Source organism: Nevskia sp. (assembly GCF_023266035.1).
Taxonomy (GTDB): domain Bacteria; phylum Pseudomonadota; class Gammaproteobacteria; order Nevskiales; family Nevskiaceae; genus Nevskia.
In genome coordinates, this window is sequence record NZ_JAHFRY010000008.1 from 1 (window position 1) to 18,516 (window position 18,516).

General features: G+C 65.4%; 10 protein-coding genes and 1 pseudogene. 2 read left to right on the forward strand and 9 right to left on the reverse strand.

From position 1 onward, the window contains the following. The 7 genes from bcsA to Q0D45_RS01730 form a co-directional block, all read right to left on the reverse strand. A partial coding sequence (gene bcsA, locus Q0D45_RS01700; protein WP_366946308.1) for a UDP-forming cellulose synthase catalytic subunit occupies positions 1–1,608 on the reverse strand: 1,608 nt, incomplete at its 3' end. A 53-nt stretch (positions 1,609–1,661) separates the two neighbouring features. Further along, on the reverse strand, positions 1,662–2,147 hold the full coding sequence (locus tag Q0D45_RS01705) for a hypothetical protein (protein WP_293387658.1): 486 nt from the start codon (positions 2,145–2,147) through the stop codon (positions 1,662–1,664). Positions 2,148–2,184: 37 nt separating this feature from the next. Next, positions 2,185–2,673 (reverse strand): hypothetical protein, encoded by a 489-nt coding sequence (locus Q0D45_RS01710; protein WP_293387660.1) that lies wholly within the window; start codon positions 2,671–2,673, stop codon positions 2,185–2,187. A gap of 1,046 nt (positions 2,674–3,719) precedes the next feature. Then, positions 3,720–4,472 carry a 2,3-diphosphoglycerate-dependent phosphoglycerate mutase gene (gene gpmA, locus Q0D45_RS01715; RefSeq protein ID WP_293387662.1) on the reverse strand — a complete coding sequence of 251 codons (753 nt, stop codon included), beginning with the start codon at positions 4,470–4,472 and terminating at the stop codon, positions 3,720–3,722. Between the two features lie 47 nt (positions 4,473–4,519). Beyond that, entirely contained in the window at positions 4,520–5,047 is a 528-nt protein-coding gene (locus Q0D45_RS01720; protein WP_293387664.1) for a gamma carbonic anhydrase family protein, read from the reverse strand. Between the two features lie 19 nt (positions 5,048–5,066). Beyond that, positions 5,067–6,002, reverse strand: a complete 936-nt coding sequence (locus Q0D45_RS01725) for an alpha/beta hydrolase (RefSeq protein WP_293387666.1) — start codon at positions 6,000–6,002, stop codon at positions 5,067–5,069. A 56-nt stretch (positions 6,003–6,058) separates the two neighbouring features. After that, entirely contained in the window at positions 6,059–6,196 is a 138-nt protein-coding gene (locus Q0D45_RS01730; RefSeq protein WP_293387668.1) for a hypothetical protein, read from the reverse strand. A 35-nt stretch (positions 6,197–6,231) separates the two neighbouring features. Here Q0D45_RS01730 and Q0D45_RS01740 point away from each other — a divergent pair. Next, positions 6,232–8,280, forward strand: a pseudogene (locus Q0D45_RS01740) (M3 family metallopeptidase). 42 nt (positions 8,281–8,322) lie between these two features. Here the strand turns inward: Q0D45_RS01740 and Q0D45_RS01745 are convergent. Further along, complete coding sequence (locus tag Q0D45_RS01745; protein WP_293387672.1) at positions 8,323–10,137, reverse strand: bifunctional metallophosphatase/5'-nucleotidase; 1,815 nt, start codon at positions 10,135–10,137, stop codon at positions 8,323–8,325. A gap of 261 nt (positions 10,138–10,398) precedes the next feature. On the opposite strand from Q0D45_RS01745, the gene Q0D45_RS01750 reads away from it, so the two are divergent. After that, the gene (locus Q0D45_RS01750) at positions 10,399–10,875 is read left to right on the forward strand and encodes an ExbD/TolR family protein (protein WP_293387674.1); all 477 of its coding nucleotides are present in this window, start codon (positions 10,399–10,401) and stop codon (positions 10,873–10,875) included. Between the two features lie 54 nt (positions 10,876–10,929). Here the strand turns inward: Q0D45_RS01750 and Q0D45_RS01755 are convergent, their stop codons facing one another. Beyond that, a complete protein-coding gene (locus Q0D45_RS01755; RefSeq protein ID WP_293387676.1) occupies positions 10,930–18,237 on the reverse strand; it encodes a Calx-beta domain-containing protein in 7,308 nt (2,435 codons plus the stop codon). Positions 18,238–18,516 lie beyond the last annotated feature (279 nt).

An 18,516-nucleotide genomic window follows, 5' to 3' on the forward strand; every position in this document is an offset into this window, starting at 1 on the left:
CAGCGCGGCCCCGAGAATGATCAGGTTGTAAGTCGCCCAACCCATGTTCAGCCAGACCGTGTTGGTCATATCGAGGTCGGCGTAAAACAGCCGCACACAACCGATGACGATGCCGATGACGTTCAGCAGGTAGAGGAAGAAATACGGTCTGGCGATGTCGCCGTCGAAGTAGTCGCGGTCGACGATGCCGCCCTTGGCGGTGACGTTGAACTTGCCGAGCTTCGGATTGATCAGCGCCAGGGTGGTCGGCAGGATGATGAAGGTGGCCAGCACCGTCTCGTAGACTTCCGCCCACCAGGAATGGCGGTGCTTGCCCTGGACCCGCGAATTGGTCAGCACCGCGAGCGCCAGATGCGGCAGCGCGTAGACGACTATCATCAACGCCTCGGCCTTGATGATCTGGGCACCGAACATCAGGAAGGCCAGCGGGCTGGTCAGGAACACCAGCCGCGGAATGCCGTAGAAGAAATGCGCCATCGCGTTCGAGTAGCACAGCCGCTGGCCGAAGCTGAGGCCCTTGGCGAGCAGCGGATTGTCGAGCCGGAAGATCTGCGCCATGCCGCGCGCCCAGCGAATGCGCTGACCGATGTGGGCGGACAGCGATTCGGTGGCCAGACCGGCCGCCTGCGGGATATTGATGTAGGCCGAATTCCAGCCACGTTGATGCAGACGGAGCGCGGTGTGAGCGTCCTCGGTGACGGTTTCCACCGCGATGCCACCGATCTCGGCCAGCGCGGTGCGCCGGATCACCGCGCAGGAGCCGCAAAAGAAGGTCGCGTTCCACAGGTCGTTGCCGTCCTGCAGCAGGCCGTAGAACAGTTCGCCCTCGTTCGGCACCTTGCGGAAGGTACGCAGGTTGCGCTCGAACGGGTCTGGCGAGAAGAAGTGATGCGGCGTCTGCACCAGCGCCATGCGCGGATCGCTGAGCAGGGTGCCCAGGGTCAGCTGCAGGAAGGAGCGGGTCGGAATGTGGTCGCAATCGAAGATCGCGATGAACTCGCCCTTGGTCTTGAGCAGCGCGTGATTGATGTTGCCGGCCTTGGCGTGGTTGTTGTCGGGCCGGGTCATGTGGATCGCGCCGACCTGCTTGGCAAAGGTCGCGAACTCCGGCCGCCGGCCGTCGTCGAGCAGGTAGATGCTGATCCGGTCCTGCGGCCAGTCGATTTCCAGCGCGGCGAGCACCGTCGGCTTCACCACCGACAGCGGTTCGTTGTAGGTCGGAATGTAGACATCGACCATCGGCCACAGATCGCTGTTTTCCGGCAGCGGAATCGGCCGCCGCTGCAGCGGCCACATGACCTGGAAGTAGCCGAGCACCAGGATCAGATAGGCATAGGTTTCCGCCGCCAGCAGGCCGCTGGCCAGGAACAGATCGAAGCCGGTATGGCCTTCACCGATCGGCAAGGTTTCGGTGTAGCGCCAGTACAGGTAGCGAGTCGAGAACGCGACCGACAGGCCCATCATCACCAGCAGCACCGCATGGGAGCGGCTGCGCAGCATCAGCGCCACCAGCACCGCCAGCGTGCCGGCGATCAGTTGCCAGTACAGCGTCATCGGCGTCGCAGCAAAACCCCAGAGCGCAGCCGCGATGACCGGCAGACACAGCATCAGGATCGCGGTGCGGAGCAGGCTGCCGGCGTCGCGATCGTGCTTCGCTGAGGTCACGCATCACCCCGCTGGCGGATCAGGCTGACCTTCGAGGAGGCCCCCAGGCGATAGAGACGGTTCAGCACATCGGCCAGCAGCAGTTCGCCGCTGGCTACCGGCGTCAATTCCGCGATCCGTGGCAGCACCGGCAGATCGAGCCGGAACATCGGCGCGCGCTTGGCGCGCGGCTCTGTCTGGCGGATCAGACGACCGAAGGCTTCATCGACGGGCGCCGCATCACGCACCTGCTGCTGCGTGACGGTTGGGCGAGCCACCTTCGCCGGAGCAGCCGCCGCTACCAGAGGCGGCGACGGAACCGGCGGCTGGCGCGGTGCCACGGGTGCTTCGATCGCTTCGGCCGGAGCAGTGGCATCGTAGGCAGAGCCATCTTCCGGATCGTCAGTGCGATCGAAGCTCTTGAAGCGGAACGCCGCCATGTTCATCTGCTTCAGCAAGCGCTGGACATCGTCTTCGGGCGGGGTATTCGGGGCTGAGCTCATGATCTGTATTTCTCGGACACAGTTCTTTCAGGCGCGCTTACTGGAAGCGGCTTTCGTGGGTCAGTCGGTAGCGCAACTCGCCCGCCGGGCGATCGGCGAGACGGATCTGGCGCAGCTGCAGGCGATCGTCGGCGCCGAGCTGGCGGATCCAGGTCGCGTACAGACCTTCGAACAGCGACGAGGACCAGGCCAGGCCGGCTTTGCCGAACCAGGCTTCGAGCGGCGAATCGCCATGGATGAAGTCGACGGCATCGTCGTGATGCTCGATCTTCAACCAGCCCCAGTCGTTGACCGCCAGCCACTCGCGCGCCAACTGTTCAAGTTCGCCGAGACGTTCGATCTTCTCGACCGGATAGGTCTCGCCGAGGCGTACCCCGGCGGCATGGAACAGCGAGCGCAGCTGCTCTTCACCGACATGTCCGTGCAGCTCCAGAGCGATCGCCTTGAGCACCGGCAGCACCGCCGTGATCCGCGGCCGGGTCTGGCCGAAGAACTGTTCGGCTTCCTGAATATTTTGCATTTCCATTCAACTGGCTTCCTGTGCGCGCGCGTCAAAATCCAAGCCGCGTCGGTCAATAGCGCGCTGAAGAAATGGATGGAGATTTCCACAGCGGCCTGCGCCAAATGACGACTGGGTCACACAATAAGAATGCCAGCCGTGGTCTTGCTTGTATTCCAGCTTGGGGGGAATAACCGCGAGCATCGGGGACAGCCTCGAGACTGACAGGTGGTATCGGTCGGCACCGATGACACGGGCGCTCGACCGTGCCTCGACAAGATTCATGGCTCTGCATCAATCATCGACAATGTGATGCTTCAGACGAGCCGCGCCCGGGGAAACGGACAAGGAGCTTTTCCGTATCAACAGTTTGCCGTAGTACACAACTGTTCCGAAACTCGCGAAAACTCAACCTTGCCACCCTCGAACGTGGACGGAAACCTTTGAAAATTTTGATGACAATCTGATCCTGCGCCGCTCTCGCCTGCCCTGCCGGGAATTGATTCAGGCCGCCGAGGGGCGCTTTCTAGGGTCGTTTTTACTACTCAGATTTACTGTGTTTTCAGCCTGTTCCCGGATCTGACGCGCAACTTCAAATCTTCATCGCTGCCAACAGCCTCAAACGACCCGATTGAATGAATTATCGGGAATGACTACGGCAGTCCAGTGCAAACAGATGCACGCTTTCAAAGCCGTGAAAAAAAATCTGAACTCCCGGGAAAGTATCGTTGCTCGCGCTGACCAGAGATCGCCGTTCATCCCCGTTCAACATGCCTCCTGACGGCGCCAGCCCAGCAAGGCCTGAAGCGCTGCCGATTTTTTCGTCCCACCGCACAGACCCTCCCATGCCCAGGGGTCCCGATTCCATACCGACATGACTGGCCATTGAACAACCGACCGCATCGAAGGCGAAAGCCTGTCGTCGCCGAACGCGCCGTGCGCCGAGACTGGGAAAGAGCCCGCACCCTGATGCGTCTGCTGCTCACCGCGCGGTTGCAGGTGCTCGATGCGGAATCCGCCGCCCACGAAAAAGGCCCGGTCGCAGGACCGGGCCTTGATGCCCTGCGAAGAAACTAGTGCTTGACCTTCGCCTGATTGGCCACCGCTTCGGCAGCGCGCTTCGCCGCTTCCGGATCGCCGAGGTAACGATGGCTGACCACCTTCAGCTGGTCGTCCAGCTCGACCAGTAACGGGATGCCGGTCGGGATGTTCACTTCGAGGATTTCGGCTTCGCCGAGGCCCATCAGGTACTTCCACAGCGCCCGCAGGCTGTTGCCGTGCGCGGCAACCAGCACGGTCTGGCCGGCCAGCAGTTGCGGGGCGATCTGGTCATGCCAGTAGGGCAGCACGCGGTCGAGCGTGGTGGCCAGCGATTCGGTGCCCGGCAGCGCGTTGATGTCGAGCTTCTTGTAGCGCGCATCGTTGGCCGGATGGCCGGCGTCGCTGAGTTCCATCGCCGGCGGCGGGATGTCGTAGCTGCGGCGCCAGATCTTGACCTGCGCCTCGCCGTGCTTGGCGGTGGTCTCGGCCTTGTCCAGACCCTGCAGCGCGCCGTAGTGGCGCTCGTTCAGGCGCCAGGACTTGGTCACCGGAATCCACTGCTGGTCCATCGCGTCGAGCGCGATGTTCAGGGTGCGCAGCGCGCGCTTCAGCACCGAGGTGTGGGCGCAGTCGAACTTCAGGCCTTCGGCGAGCATCAGTTCGCCGCCAGCTTTCGCTTCGGCGCGGCCCTGCTCGGTGAGGTCGACATCGACCCAGCCGGTGAAGCGGTTTTCGAGGTTCCACTGGCTCTGGCCGTGGCGCAGCAGCACTAGCTTGCGAGTCATGTCTGACGGGGCTCTTGGGTTGGGTTGCGATCGATGCGGGCCGAGCTTCAGCCCTGCAGGTAGTTGTTCTTGACTCTGACGTAATGGGCGGCCGAATAGGCCAGGTTCGACAGTTCCTGCTCACTCAGCCGGCGCGCCTGCACCGCCGGGCTGCCGCGATACAGCCAGCCGGATTCCAGACGCTTGCCGGGGCCGACCAGCGCACCGGCGGCGATGAAGACATCGTCCTCGATCACCGCGCGGTCGAGGACCTTGGCGCCCATGCCGATCAGGCAGCGGTTGCCGACCGTACAGCCGTGCAGGATCGCCTGATGGCCGATGGTGACGTCGTCGCCGACGATCAGGCCCATGCCGCCCGGCAGCAGCGGACCGTCGTGGGTGACATGCAGCACGGCGCCGTCCTGGACGTTGCTGCGCGCGCCGATGCGGATGAAGTTGACGTCGCCGCGGATCACCGCCATCGGCCAGACCGAGGCATCGTCGCCGAGTTCGACATCGCCGATCACGCAGGACTGCTCGTCGATATAGACGTTCTGGCCCAGCCGCGGCAGTGCGCCGCGATACGCACGGATCATGGGCGGATCACGGCGAAGATCATGGTGTCGGGACGATCGTCTGCAGGCCGCCCGGTGCTTCCTGGCGCGGCTTCGGCGCGTTGGCGCCGGTGTTGCGCTTGATGAAATCGTTGACGTAGAACATCACGTCGCTCTGGCCGACGGCGAGCTTGATCAGCGAAGAGGTCGCCAGGGTCGCGATGATCTTGCGATGGCTCATCTCCGGATAGATCACCGTCTCCACCGGCCCATTGGCCCTCTGGATGCGCGCCGCCAGATGTTCGGTGTTGGTCGAGAACACCGTCTTGTCGTCCTGGCCGTGCATCAGCAGCATCGGCGGATTGCTGCCGTCGGCGTACATCATCGGCTGGGTCCGGTCGTAGTTCTCCGGCGCGCCGAACAGATCGCGCAGATCCGGATCGGTGAGCGGCAGGAAATCGTAGGGGCCGGCGAGGCCGATCATCGCGCGGATCCAGGCGCGATCACCGCCCACCGATTTCATCAGCGCCGGATTCAGGGTCAGCATCGCCGCGTTGTAGGCACCGGAGGAATGGCCCATTACCACGATCTTGGCCGGGTCGCCGCCGTACTGGGCGATCTGGCTGTGCACCCACTTCACGGCCTTGGCGTTGTCGGTCAGGAAGCTCGGGTAACGCACCTGCGGATACAGGCGGTAGTTCGGCAGCACGGCGACGAAGCCGCGCGCCGCCAGCGCCTGGCCGACGAACTTGTAGGCTTCCTTGCTGCCTTCCTGCCAGCGGCCGCCGAAGAAGAACACCACCACCGGCGCATTGGCGACGCCGTTCGGGCTGTAGACATCGAGCTGCAGGCCGGAGGCGGCATCGAAGCCGACGTTCGACGACAGTCGATAGCCCTTGTCGGAGGTCAGGTCATTGGTCAGCTGCTGGCCGCTACAGGCGCTCAGCAACAGCAGGGCAGCGAAGAAGCTCAGGATCAGACTTGAGATAGGGCGCACGGAAACGGGTCTCTCGATGGGCAGCGGGAACCGGCCTGCATGATACCGCGACCGCTTCACTGCTCTCGCAGGAAGCGGGCCCGCTCGATCATCGCGATCAGCATTTTCGATTGTCGTAGCAGCGCCCGGCCGTGCGACGATCCTCGCTCCCAGCTTCGAACCTCGCCCTTGAACCAGGCGCCTGCAGCCTGCATCTCTTCAACTGATCAGAATTTTTCCGGCATTCCCCATGACCAATCCGCTGCTCGCCCCCGTCGCTCCCAACACCCTGCCCGCGTTCGACGCGATCCAGCCCGAGCACGCCGAACCGGCGATCGATGGCGTGCTGACCGACAATCGCGCCGCGCTCTAAGCGCTGCTGGCTGGCGGCAAGGCCACGAGCTGGGAAGGTCTGATCGAACCGCTGGAAGACTTGAGCGATCGCATGAGCCGCGCCTGGGGGCCGATCCAGCATCTGTTCGGTGTCACCTCGACCAGCGCCTGGCGCAAGGCCTTCAATGCGGTGCAGCCGAAGATCACCGAATACGGCCTGGAGCTGTCGCAGAACGAAGCGCTGTTCCAGGCTTACGAGCAACTCGCCGCTAGCCCGGCGGCCGCCTCGTTCTCACCAACCCGCAAGAAGGTGCTCACGGACGCGATCCGCGACTTCAAGCTGTCCGGCATTGCGCTGCCAGCCGAGCAGAAGGCGCGCTACAAGGTGATCGCGCTGCGCCTGTCCGAGCTGCAGACCAAGTTCGAGGAAAACCTGCTCGACGCGGTGCAGGCCTGGTCGAAGCACGTCACTGACGAAGCGCTGCTGGTCGGCATGACCGAGGAAGGCAAGGCTCAGGCCGCCGAGAAGGCGAAAGCCAAGGAACTCGACGGCTGGCTGCTGACTCTGGACTTTCCGAGCTACGACGCCGTCATCTCCTACGCCGACAACCGCGAGCTGCGCCACGAGCTGTACGAGGCCTATGCGACCCGCGCCTCGGAACTCGGCCCGCAGGGTGGCCAGTTCGACAACACGCCGCTGATGCAGGAAATCATCGCGCTGCGCGACGAGGAAGCGCGCCTGCTCGGCTTCAACAACTTCGCCGAGCTGTCGCTGGCGACCAAGATGGCCGAATCGCCGGATGCCGTCGAAGCCTTCCTGCTTGATCTGGCGGTCAAGGCCAAGCCGTTCGCGCTTGCCGAACTCGATGAGCTGCGCGCCTTCGCCAAGGCCCGCGACGGCCTGAGCGATCTCGCGCCCTGGGATATGGCCTATTACTCCGAGAAGCTGAAAGAACAGAAGCTCGGCTATTCCGAAGAAGAACTGCGCCCGTACTTCCCGGCGCAGCAGGTGATCGCCGGCATGTTCGAAGTCGTCGAGCGCATGTACGGCGTGCGCATCGAAGCGGCGGCCGATATCAAGACCTGGCACAAGGACGTCACTACCTGGCGCCTCGCGGAAGCCGATGGCAGCGAAATCGGACTGTTCTATCTCGATCCCTACGCCCGCCAGGACAAGCGCGGCGGTGCCTGGATGGACGAATGCCTGGTGCGTCGCCAGACCGCGACCGGCCTGCAGCGTCCGGTCGCCTACCTGACCTGCAACTTCACGCCGCCACTCGGTGGTGCGCCGGCACTGCTGACCCACGACGAAGTGGTGACCCTGTTCCATGAATTCGGCCACGGCCTGCATCACCTGCTGACCCGGGTCGATGAAGCTTCGGTGTCCGGCATCCGCGGGGTCGCCTGGGATGCCGTGGAGCTGCCCAGCCAGTTCATGGAGAACTGGTGCTACGACCGCGCCACACTCAATGGCTTCGCCCGCCATTACAAGACCGGCGAAACCATCCCCGACGCGCTGCTCGCCAAGCTGCAGGCCGGCCGCGGCTATCAGGCCGGACTGATGACCCTGCGCCAGGTCGAGTTCTCGCTGTTCGATCTGCGCCTGCATCGCGATACTGCCAAGGGCGTCGGCATTCTCGACACCCTCAACGCGGCGCGCGCCGAGGTCAGCGTGTTCCCGCCGCCGGCCTGGAACCGCATGCCGAACTCCTTCGGCCACATCTTTGCTGGCGGCTACGCGGCCGGCTACTACAGCTACAAGTGGGCCGAAGTGCTGTCCGCCGATGCCTTCGCGGCGTTCGAGGAATCGAACTTCTCGCCGGACACCGGCCGCCGCTTCCGCGACACCGTGCTGGCCAACGGCGGCTCGCAGGACGCGATGGATCTGTTCGTCGCCTTCCGCGGCCGCAAGCCGGAAGTGGAAGCGCTGCTGCGGCATTCGGGCCTGGTGCCGAACGCAGTCTGAAACCTGCCTCGCCGCCGAGCATCGGCGGCGAGGTCAGCTCCATCAGTCGAGGCGACGAATGCGGCCGAGCTTCGGTGACGGCACCGGCTGCGCGGCCAGATAGTCGATCAGCACGTCGCGATCGACGCCGAACTCGACCCGCTCGGTGCCTTCCAGCAGCACCCGGAACCCGTCACCACCATTGGCCAGAAAGGCATTGACGTTGACCCGGTAGCGGCCGGTCGGCGACAGCGGCTTGCCGCGCAAGCGGATGCTGGCGGGATCGATGCGCGCCCCGAGCGGCGCGCTCGCCTTCCACGCGTACTCGAAACCCTGGGACGGCAGCAGGATCGCGTAGCGGCCATCGGCACGCCATTGCTGTTCGAGCAGGGCGTCGATCTGCGCGCCGGTCAGCGTCATCGTCATCAACGCGCCGCCGAACGGCTGCACCGTGTAGACCTGCCCGTAAGTGACCGTGCCGGCCGTATCGAGCGGCGCCAGTTCGGCGCGCACGCCGCCGGGATTCATCAGCGCGAAATCGGCGCGGCGATCGCCCTGTTTCACTGCCGCCGCGAGTTGGGCATCGGCGATCACATAGCCGAGCGGCATTTCGCCAGCCGTGTCCTGTTGCCGTGACAGCGCGCTGGCGATGCGTCCCACCGGCTGCAAGCTGCGCTCGCGGGAACGGCGATCGAACTCGGCGACGATCGCCGCAACTTGTCGCGACGGCGCCAGCGGCGGATAGCGATCGGGTCGCGCGTTCGCGGCGCTGTCGTTGACGATCGGCACATTGCGCGCCGCCGTACTCAGCACGTCGCCGGTGTCGGCAGCGAGCTGGAGATCGATATCGGTGAGGTAACGGCCGGCCGAACCGGCGCTGGTCACCAGGATGCTGCGCGCCGGGTCCGACGTCGGCAGCCGGCAGCGATAGACGCGATGGGTATGGCCGCTGATCACCAGATCGATCGCCGGATCGAGCTTGGCAACGATACCGGTGATCGCGCCGGCAAAACCGGGGCAGCTTTCGTCTTCGAGATCCGCGCCCACCGGCGGTTCGCCGCCTTCGTGGATCAGCACCACGATCGCCCGCACGCCTTGCTTGGTGAGTGCCGCCGCTTCGCGATTGATCGTCTCGGCTTCGTCGAGAAAGCGCAGGCCGGCAATGCCGGTGCGGTTGACCAGTTCCGGCGTGCCTTCCAGTGTCAAACCAATGAAGCCAATGCTCAACGGCATGCGGCCGTCGACGAGGAAGGTCTTGACGCCCACCGCCGGCAGCAGCGGCACGCCGGCCTCGTCGACGACATTGGCCGCCATGTAACGGAAAGCGGCGCCCGGGAATGGCCCGTTGACGCAGGTGTCCTGACCTGGCTTGCCATCCGGCGCGCAGCCGCCGTGTTGCATCCGCAGCAGCGCGGCACGGCCGCGATCGAACTCGTGATTGCCGACGGCGCTGAATTCCAGGCCGATGTCGTTCATCACCGCGATCGCCGGCTCGTCGTGAAATAGCGAGCTTTGCAGCGGGCTGGCGCTGATCAGGTCCCCGGCGGCGACCACGACATTGCGCGGGTTCGCCGCCTTGAGCTGGGCGACCTCTGTCGAGATATAAGACGCACCACCGAGTGGCACCGGAATATCCGGCTGGCCGGGCCGATCGGGCAACAGGGTCGGATCGCGCGGCGGCAGCAGATTGCCGTGAAAATCGTTCAGCGCGATCAGCTTGACCGCAATGGTCGGCGCGGGCTGAGCGGCTGCATCCGGCAGTGTTGCGGGCGACTGGCAGGCGGCCAGCAGCAGCGCCGCGGCGAGCGTGCTCAGGCTGCGGCCCGGCTTGAGACCGGGCTTGGGGAATGAACGGGCGCTGACGGTTGGATTTCGCATCGCATCGGGCCTCGCAAGCAATGGACCAGAGCATGGCCGGCGCCGATGAAATCGGCTTGACGACGAGGCGCGAACGGTTGCTTGTCGCCAACCTTCACGAAATCGTCATGAAAATAAGGCCTTCCGGGCTCAGGAAACGGCATTAGACGGTTCGGGAGGCTGCGCGATAAACTCGGACCCACTCTCCTGGCACCGATCCTGCTCAGCGTAGCCCCACTACGCCCCGCGGCGTGCCCATTCCGAATCAGGACTCAAGACAAGATGGCCAAGAAGCGTGTCCACGCAGAAGCCGACCTTTCACCGGTCGCCGAGATCAACATCACCCCGATGGTCGACGTGATGCTGGTGCTGTTGATCATTTTCATGGTCACCGCGCCGCTGATGATGTCGCAGCTGCCGGTGACGCTGCCGAAAGCCAGCTCGGCGCAGAGCGACAAGCCCAAGGAGCCGACCGTGGTGTCGATCGATTCCAACGGCAACTATTTCATCGACGCCGGCGACGGCCTCGGCCCGCTGGCCACCGCGCCGGACGCACTGCAGCCGCGGCTGATCGAACTGTCCCGCCAGGACCCGGACACCTTGGTGTTCGTGCAGGGCGATTCGAAGATCCCTTACGGCCGCGTGGTCGATCTGATCGGCCTGGTCAGCCTGTCCGGCTTCAGCAAGGTCAGCCTGAAATCGAGCAAGGTCGATGGCGGCTTCGGTGGTGACGGCGCCGGACTGACGCCGGTTCCCTGATTCCGCTTCGGCGGGTCCGGCCAAAGGCTAGACCCGCTTTCAGTCCTGGGAAACTCAGGGTCTGACGGCAGGCAGCACGCCCTGTTGCAGCAGGAACTCCGCCACCTGATTGTCGTTCTGCGCGAACGATTCCGGCACGTCGCTGAAGCTGTGGCTGGCGCCGGCCACATTGTGGAATTCGCAGACGTTGTTGCCGGCCACCAGGGCATTGCACAGTGCCACCGAGCGCGACTGGGCAACGGTCACGTCGAGATCACCGTGGTGCACGATCACCGGTGGCATGCGGACATCGAGATGAGAAACCGGTGACAGCGCCTCGGCATTGACGCCGAAGCGGTCCGGCCGATAGCCGAGCGCCGGGGAGCTATCGGACACCGGACTCGACAAGGTCAGCGCCGCCGGCGGATACAGCGGCGCAGTCGCCGCTTCCGAGCCGACGGGCGTCATGCCGATGGCCGTCCACAAGGCCAGATGTCCGCCGGCCGACGAGCCACTGACGACGATCCTGGCCGGGTCGATGCCGAACTCGTCGGCGTGATCCTGCACCCAGCGCAGCGCAGCGCGGGCATCGGCCACCGCTTCCAGCGGCGTGGTACCGAAGCGCTGATTGGTGCGGTAGTCGATCGCGAAGCCGACCATGCCTTGATCGGTCGCGAAGCTCATCCGCGACGTCGACGGCGTACCGGTCACCCAGCCGCCACCGAAGAAGAACAGATAGGCCGGACGCTTGATCTCGGCTCGCCAGCCCACCGGCTTGAACACGTGGATGCGCAACGGCACGTCCGGCAGGTTCGAGTTCCGGTAGATATAGGTTTCGGCACCGGACAAGGTGGTGGGCGTGGTGCTGAGCGCGTTCGAGGTGGCCTTTTCGCTCAGGGTCGAGCTGACGTTGCCGACCACCAGACGGGCCGTCGTCGTGGCATTGAACAGCGGCCCCAGGACCATCTGCACGGTGACTCGCGCACCGTTGCCGACGGTGCCGGAGGCCGAGGTGTAGGGTCCGCCGTCGATGCTGTAGGTGCCGCCGGTGATCGAGATCGGGACCGGCGCATCGACGTTGGACAAGGTCACGGTGTTGCTGGTGATCACGGTGCCGGGCAGCGAATAGCTCAGATCGACGTTGTTGTCCGGCGACGAAACCCGCGTCAGCGCGAAAGGCGCGGGACGGGTTGTCGGACTCGGCACGGTGGTCACCGAGAACGCGGCACTGACGCCGCTGACCGTCAGGGTTGCCGTTGCGCGGGCGTTGAAGTTCCGCGAAGCGATGACTTTCACGCTGAGCTGGTCGCCGGCAAGAATGCTGCCGGCATCGGCCACGTACGGACCGCCGTTGATGCTGTACTGGCCGCCGACGATCGATACCGGGCTGGGGCTGCTGTTGCCGAACAGCGTGATCGGCGCGCTGACCTGCTCGCTCTGCAGGGCGACGCCGAACAATGCGGTGAAAGCGAACGGATCGGGCACCGTATCGACCGGCGCGGCGGCGGTCACGCTGTACGCCGCCGAGACCGAGGACGCGCCGGCACCGACCACGATCGTCACCGTTGCGGACCGCCCGACGATCGCCGGGGCCTTCACCTGCACTGCCAGCGTGTCGCCGCTGTTGATCATGCCGCCAGCCGTCGTGAACGGCGCCCCGTTGCGGCTATAGCTGCCGCCGGATATCGACACCGGCACTGCCGTGTTGATGCCGCTGACCACCATCGTGTTGCTGGTCTGGGCCAGCACCGGGAACGTCGTTGCCGGCCCGAAAAGGACCAGCGGGTCCGGCATTGCATCGGCGGCTTCCGTCGAAACGACGAAGCTGGCGCTGAGGCTGCCGACCGTCAGCGTCGCCTGGGTCTGGGCATCGGCATCGGGCGCCGCGACCACTTGCACGACGACGCTGGCCCCGTTCGACACCAGCCCCGCCACGCTGGTGAACGGCGCGCCATTGATGCTGTAAAGGCCGCCGACAATGCTGATCGCGGCAGGGGTGTTGATGCCGCTGATGGTCACCGCGTTGCTGGTCTGGATCGAGCCGCGAACCACGCCGGCCAGGCTGTTGAACAGCAAAGCATCCGGTGTCGTATCCGGCGTCAGCGTGGCGACGAAGAACGAGGCGCGCGTTGCCCCGGCGCTGAACTTGGCCGATATCGTGGTCGACGGACTGGCCGAGGCCTGCACCCGCAGCCTAATCACATCACCCGATATCGCCGTGCCCTTGGCGCTGGTGAACGCGCCGCCGTTGACGCTGTACTGCGCGGAAGCGTCGCCGCTGATCGAGATCGTGACCGCGGCGGCAATGCCGCTGATGGTGATCGGGTTGCTGATCTGCAAGCTCGATGGCAGCGCGCCGTCGATGGCAGCGAACGCGAACGGATCCGGCGCGGTGCCCGGTGCCGACGAACTGGTGGCCACCGTGAACGCGGCGCTGACGCCGCCGATCGTCAGGCTCATCGAAGTGCCGCTCGCGGCCGTTGCCGGTGCCCGCAGCCGGACATCGACGGTATCGCCGTTGCGCACGGTGCCGGGGCTGATCGTGTAGGCACCGCCGTTGATGCGATAGGCAGCCGAAGAATCGCCGCTCAACGAAATCGCCGCCGGCGCCTCGATGCCGCTGACGACGATCACGTTGCTGAGCTGTACCGCTCCTGCGACCGCGTTGACCACCGGCGCGAAGCTGAACGGATCGGGCACCGTGTCGGCACTGCGGGTGATCACCGTGAACGCGCCGCTGCGGTTGGCCACGGTCACGGTCGCCGTGCGGCTGGCGCCGAAGTCCGGTGCCGCCGTCAGCCTGACGACGATCGCATCGCCGGGATTGACGGTGCCGGCGTCGCTGCGGAAATCACCGCCGTTGATGCTGTAACTGCCACTGACGATGCTGATCGGCGATTGCACGGTGATGCCGGTCAGCATCACCGACTGGCTGGACTGGACACTGCCCGGCGCCACAGCGGAGACGACGCCGAAAGTGAATGGGTCCGGCTGACTGTCGGCGGCGACGGTCACCACGGTGAAGCTCGCCGAAGCATCGCCGATGGTCAGCGTCGTGGCGCTGCTGGAGCTGTAGGCGGTCGAGGCGATCACCGCGACGCGGACGCTGTCGCCGGCCCTGACCTGGCCCGCCACCGACGTGAACTCGCCGCCGTTGATGCTGTAGCTGCCGCTCAGCACCGAGATCGGCGTCGGAATATTGATGCGCATCACCACGATGGCGTCGCTGACCTGGGTCCTGCCCGGCTCGACGTTGTAGCGGCTGGCGAACGAGAACGGGCTCGGCGTCGAATCGGCCGCCTCGGTGGTCACCGTGAAGGTGCCGGGCACACCGCCGATGGTCACCGTGGCAATGGTCATCGTGCTCGGCTGGTCCGAGGCCAGGGCCCGGACGCCGACCGTATCCCCGGGCATCAGCGTGCCCGGCTCGGTGGTGTAGCCGCTGTCGTCGTGCACGCCATCGACCGGCGGCGGCGCGTTGATGCGATAGCTGCCGCCGACGATGGAAATCGGTGTCGGCACGTTGTAGCCGGTGATCAGAGTCGGGCCGCTGAACCGCACGGAACCTAACAAAGCCTTGTTCGCGGAACGGAAGGAGAATGGGTCCGGGCTGCTGTCCGATCCGGCAGCCGTCACCGTGAAGGCACCAACGACATCGCCGATGGTCAGACTGGCGACGCGGCTTTCGCCGCCCACCGAAGACGCCTGCACTTGCACGGCCACGGTATCCCCGGCGTAAACGGTGCCGGCTGCTGCCGTGAACAGGCTGCCGTTGATGCTGTAGGTCGCCGTCGGATCGCCGGAGATCGAGATGGCGGCAGGTGCATTGATGCCGGTGACGGAGATGCTGTTGCTGGTCTGGGTGGATCCTGGCGCGGCGTTGGTGACCGGCGTGAAGCTGAAGGCATCCGGTGTGGTGTCGACGGCCGTGGCGACGGTGGTCACCGTGTAGCCGGCGCTGATACCGCCGACCGTCACCGTCACCGTGGTGCTAGTGCCGTTGGTGGCTGAGGCCGTCTGCCGCACTTTGAGCGTCTGGCCAGCGCTGATCGTGCCCGGCTGGTCGGTGTAGACGCCGTCGTTGATGCTGTAGCTGCCGCCGGCGGTGATCGACACCGGGCTGGCGCTGTTGATGCCGCTGATGGTCACCGCGTTGCTGGTCTGGATCGAGCTCAGCGGCGCATCGGTGACGGGCGTGAAGCTGAAGGCATCCGGGGTGGTGTCCGCGGCCTGGGTGGTGACGGCATAAGCAGCGCTGACGCCGCCGATGCTCAGCATCGCCGTGGTCGTGGTGCCATAGCTGGCCGAGGCGGTCTGCCGCACGGTGACGCTCTGGCCGACGGTGACCGTGCCGGCCAGGGTCGTGTAGGCGCCGCCGTTGATGTTGTAGCTGCCACCGGTGACGCTGATCGGGCTGGCGGCGTTGATGCCGGCAACGGTGATCGCGTTGCTGGTCTGCACGCTGTTCGGGGCGACGTCGGTCACCGGCGTGAAGCTGAACGGATCCGGGGTGGTGTCGCTGGCGGCATCGTCGTTGACGATGGTGCCCGTCGCCTGGGCGCGGCCGATCACGGCGCCGCCGGTCGGAGCGGTGAGATTGACGAAGAAGGTTTCGTCCGGTTCGACGACGGTGTCGCCGCGAATGCTGATGCTGGCGCTCTTGCTGGTTTCGCCCGGCGCAAACGTCAGGGTCAGGGCACCCCCGGTGTAGTCGCTGCCGCTGGTCGCGGTACCGTTGGCGGTGGTGGCGCGGACGGTGACGGGGGTCGTGGCGGCCGGGCTCAGGGTGGCGGTGAAGGTGAGGGCCTTGGTACCGCTGTTGCCTTCGGTGGTCGAGGCGTCGCTGATGCTCAGGGTCGGACCGGCGAGGTCGTCGCTGACGATGGTGCCCACGCCTTGCGGGTCGGCCAGGCTGGCGCCGACCGGGTTGCTCAGGTTGACGAGGACGGTTTCGCTGGGCTCGACGACGGTGTCACCGAGCACCGCAACGGTGATCGTCTGGCTGGTGGTGCCGGCCGGGAAGCTCAAGCTGCCGCTGCCGGCGGTGTAGTCGCTGCCCGCCTGGGCGGTGCCGTCAGCGGTGGCGTAGTCGACCGTGACCAGCGTCGGGGCGGCACCGTTCAGGCTGACCGTGAACACCATGTTGGTGATGCCGCTATTGCCTTCGGCGATCGAGACGTCGTCGATCGACAAAGCAGGCAGCTGGGTGGTGACGTTGAACGGGGCGCTGACGCCGCCGATGGTCAGGGTGGCCGTGGTGGTGGTGGCCAGACTGGTCGACGCGGTCTGCTGGATGCGGACGGTCTGGCCGGCCAGCACGGTGCCGGCGGCGGTCGTGTAGTCGCCGCTGTTGAGGCTGTAGCTACCGCCGACGATCGAGATCGGGCTGCCGGTGTTGATGCCGCTGACGGTGATCGCTTCGCTGGTCTGCACGCTGCCGGCGGCCACACCGGTCAGGGCACCGAAGCTGAAGGCGTCCGGTGTCGTGTCGGCAGCCAGTGTCGTCACGGCATACGGGGCGCTGACGCCGCCGATGGTGACCGTTGCCGTGGTCGTGGTGCCGAAGCTCGCCGAGGCGGTCTGCTGCACGGTCACCGTCTGGCCCACCGTCACCGTGCCCGCTGCCGTCGTGTACGCCCCGCCGTTGAGGCTGTAGCTGCCACCCGCCACGCTGATCGGGCTCGCCGCATTGATCCCGCTCACCGTGATCGCGTTGCTCGTCTGCACGCTGCTCAGCCCAACGCCATTCGCCGCCGTGAAGCTGAACGCGTCCGGTGTCGTGTCCGTCACAACACCGTCGTCGTTGAGGATCGTCCCCACCGCCTGTGCACGGCCAATCACCGCCCCACCCGTCGGACTCGACAGATTCACGTAAAACACTTCGTCAGCCTCCGAAACCGTGTCCCCGCGAATGCCGATGCCGACCATCTTGGTGGTTTCGCCGGCCAGGAACGTCAGGGTCTGACTGCCGCCATTGAAATCTGATCCGCTGGTCGCGGTGCCGTTCACGGTTGCCGCCCGCACCGTCACGGTCACCGTTGCCGCCGGGCTCAAGGTAGCGGTGAAGACCAGATTCTTGGTGCCACTGTTGCCTTCGGTGATCGATACATCGCCGACGCTCAAGGTCGGCGTTTCCGCCGCCGTGGTGGCGTCGCTGCTTCTGCTCTTCGAGATGCTGCGTCCGTCACCGGCGTCCGGCGCCGTGGTCACCGCGTACACGCCAAGCTTGCCGTCGATGTCGATCAAGCTACGCGTCGTGGTCGACGCCGCCGATGCGGCGACCACCTGCAGGCGCAGCGAATCGCCGGGCATCACCGAGCCGGTTCGCGCGGTGAACGCGCCACCATTGATGCTGTAGCGGCCACCGGTCACGGCAATCGTTGCGGGGCCAGCCAGCTTGCCGACGGACAGGGTGCGGGAAACCTTGCTGCTGCCCTGGGTAGCACCGGCGACGCTACCGAACTCGTAAGCCGGACGATCGACGGTACAGCCCAGCGGCAGGCGGCCGGCATCGCGCTCGGCAGCCGGCCAGCTCAAGGCGTCATAGGGGCAGAGATATTCGATCTCGGTCACATCAGCCTTCCAGCCGCCGCCCGGCTGCAGCAGCACGATGGAGCTGCGGTTGGTCGAGGTCGCGAGATCGCTGCGGACGTTGAGCAGCGCGTCGGCGGTGGACAGCGGATCGCGAATCACCAGCAGGCCGCGGCCGCTACCGTCGTCATTGGCAAACCAGCGACCGTTCCAGTCCACCTGCTCGCAGTCGTAACCGCAGGCGCGCGCGTCGACGGCATTGACGGCCGAGCCGGCCGCATTGGGAATCAGCACCTTGCCGTACGGCACCAGCGGCATCGCCGGCACATAGGCGCGCAGGCCGTGGCCGTTGAAGACCGGCGTGCTCGCCGAGAAATGGAAAGAGCGGATGATCCGCAGGATGTCGCCCTTGCCGACGATGCCGGGGAAAGTCCGGTAATCGGTCTGTGCCGTGGTGTCGTTGGCGGTCTGGCAACCGGATTGAGATCCGGTCTGGGAGCCGATCGAACGCAGCGTGCTGCCGGTGACATCGGCGGCGATACTGGCGGCGCCAGGGCCGACGGCGAGCGGCGCCGTGCCCTCGGGCTCGCCATAGGCCTGGCCGAAGAAGATTCGGGCGTCACCACAGGCCGAACCGCTGTTGGCAACGAACCCGGAGACGACGTTGCCGTTGCTGTCGACCCACTCCAGCCGGTCGAGACGATCGGTATTGCCGGCCGACCAGCCTGTCGATGAATCTCCAAACTCCGCCCGAAGATTCGAACCCGACAGCAGTTGTCCGCCGCCGTGAGCGACGAATGCCGTCAGACCACATAGCAGCGCGCCGGCAAGGCTCGGTTTGATCGTGCTCATCTGTCGTGCGGCCGAATGCGAAAAGAAGTCAAGCATCATCGGCCCTGCGATGATCAGCGTCTTGTCGTCAAACAACGACAGACTGACGGCCTGGTGACAGAAACTTGCTGCCTCGAAGCGCTGAATCCATGAGCGCACAGAAGCGGCTCCAGACCTGTTTGGCGGCACTTGCTTAGAATTTCTGGAATGAACTTTGCAGCGAGACTGCAAGAATCAGTCACTACGCTGTTTAAAATGGACTAGCAGCAGGCCTCGGATGGGTCGGCAAAGATTGATCAG

What these genes read in the sequence shown, in the direction of transcription:
- Q0D45_RS01755 (WP_293387676.1), bottom strand. Translation starts at nt 18,237, where the DNA reads ATGAGCACGATCAAACCGAGCCTTGCCGGCGCGCTGCTATGTGGTCTG.
- Q0D45_RS01745 (WP_293387672.1), bottom strand. Translation starts at nt 10,137, where the DNA reads ATGCGAAATCCAACCGTCAGCGCCCGTTCATTCCCCAAGCCCGGTCTC.
- Q0D45_RS01705 (WP_293387658.1), bottom strand. Translation starts at nt 2,147, where the DNA reads ATGAGCTCAGCCCCGAATACCCCGCCCGAAGACGATGTCCAGCGCTTG.
- Q0D45_RS01750 (WP_293387674.1), top strand. Translation starts at nt 10,399, where the DNA reads ATGGCCAAGAAGCGTGTCCACGCAGAAGCCGACCTTTCACCGGTCGCC.
- Q0D45_RS01720 (WP_293387664.1), bottom strand. Translation starts at nt 5,047, where the DNA reads ATGATCCGTGCGTATCGCGGCGCACTGCCGCGGCTGGGCCAGAACGTC.
- Q0D45_RS01730 (WP_293387668.1), bottom strand. Translation starts at nt 6,196, where the DNA reads ATGCAGGCTGCAGGCGCCTGGTTCAAGGGCGAGGTTCGAAGCTGGGAG.
- gpmA (WP_293387662.1), bottom strand. Translation starts at nt 4,472, where the DNA reads ATGACTCGCAAGCTAGTGCTGCTGCGCCACGGCCAGAGCCAGTGGAAC.
- Q0D45_RS01710 (WP_293387660.1), bottom strand. Translation starts at nt 2,673, where the DNA reads ATGGAAATGCAAAATATTCAGGAAGCCGAACAGTTCTTCGGCCAGACC.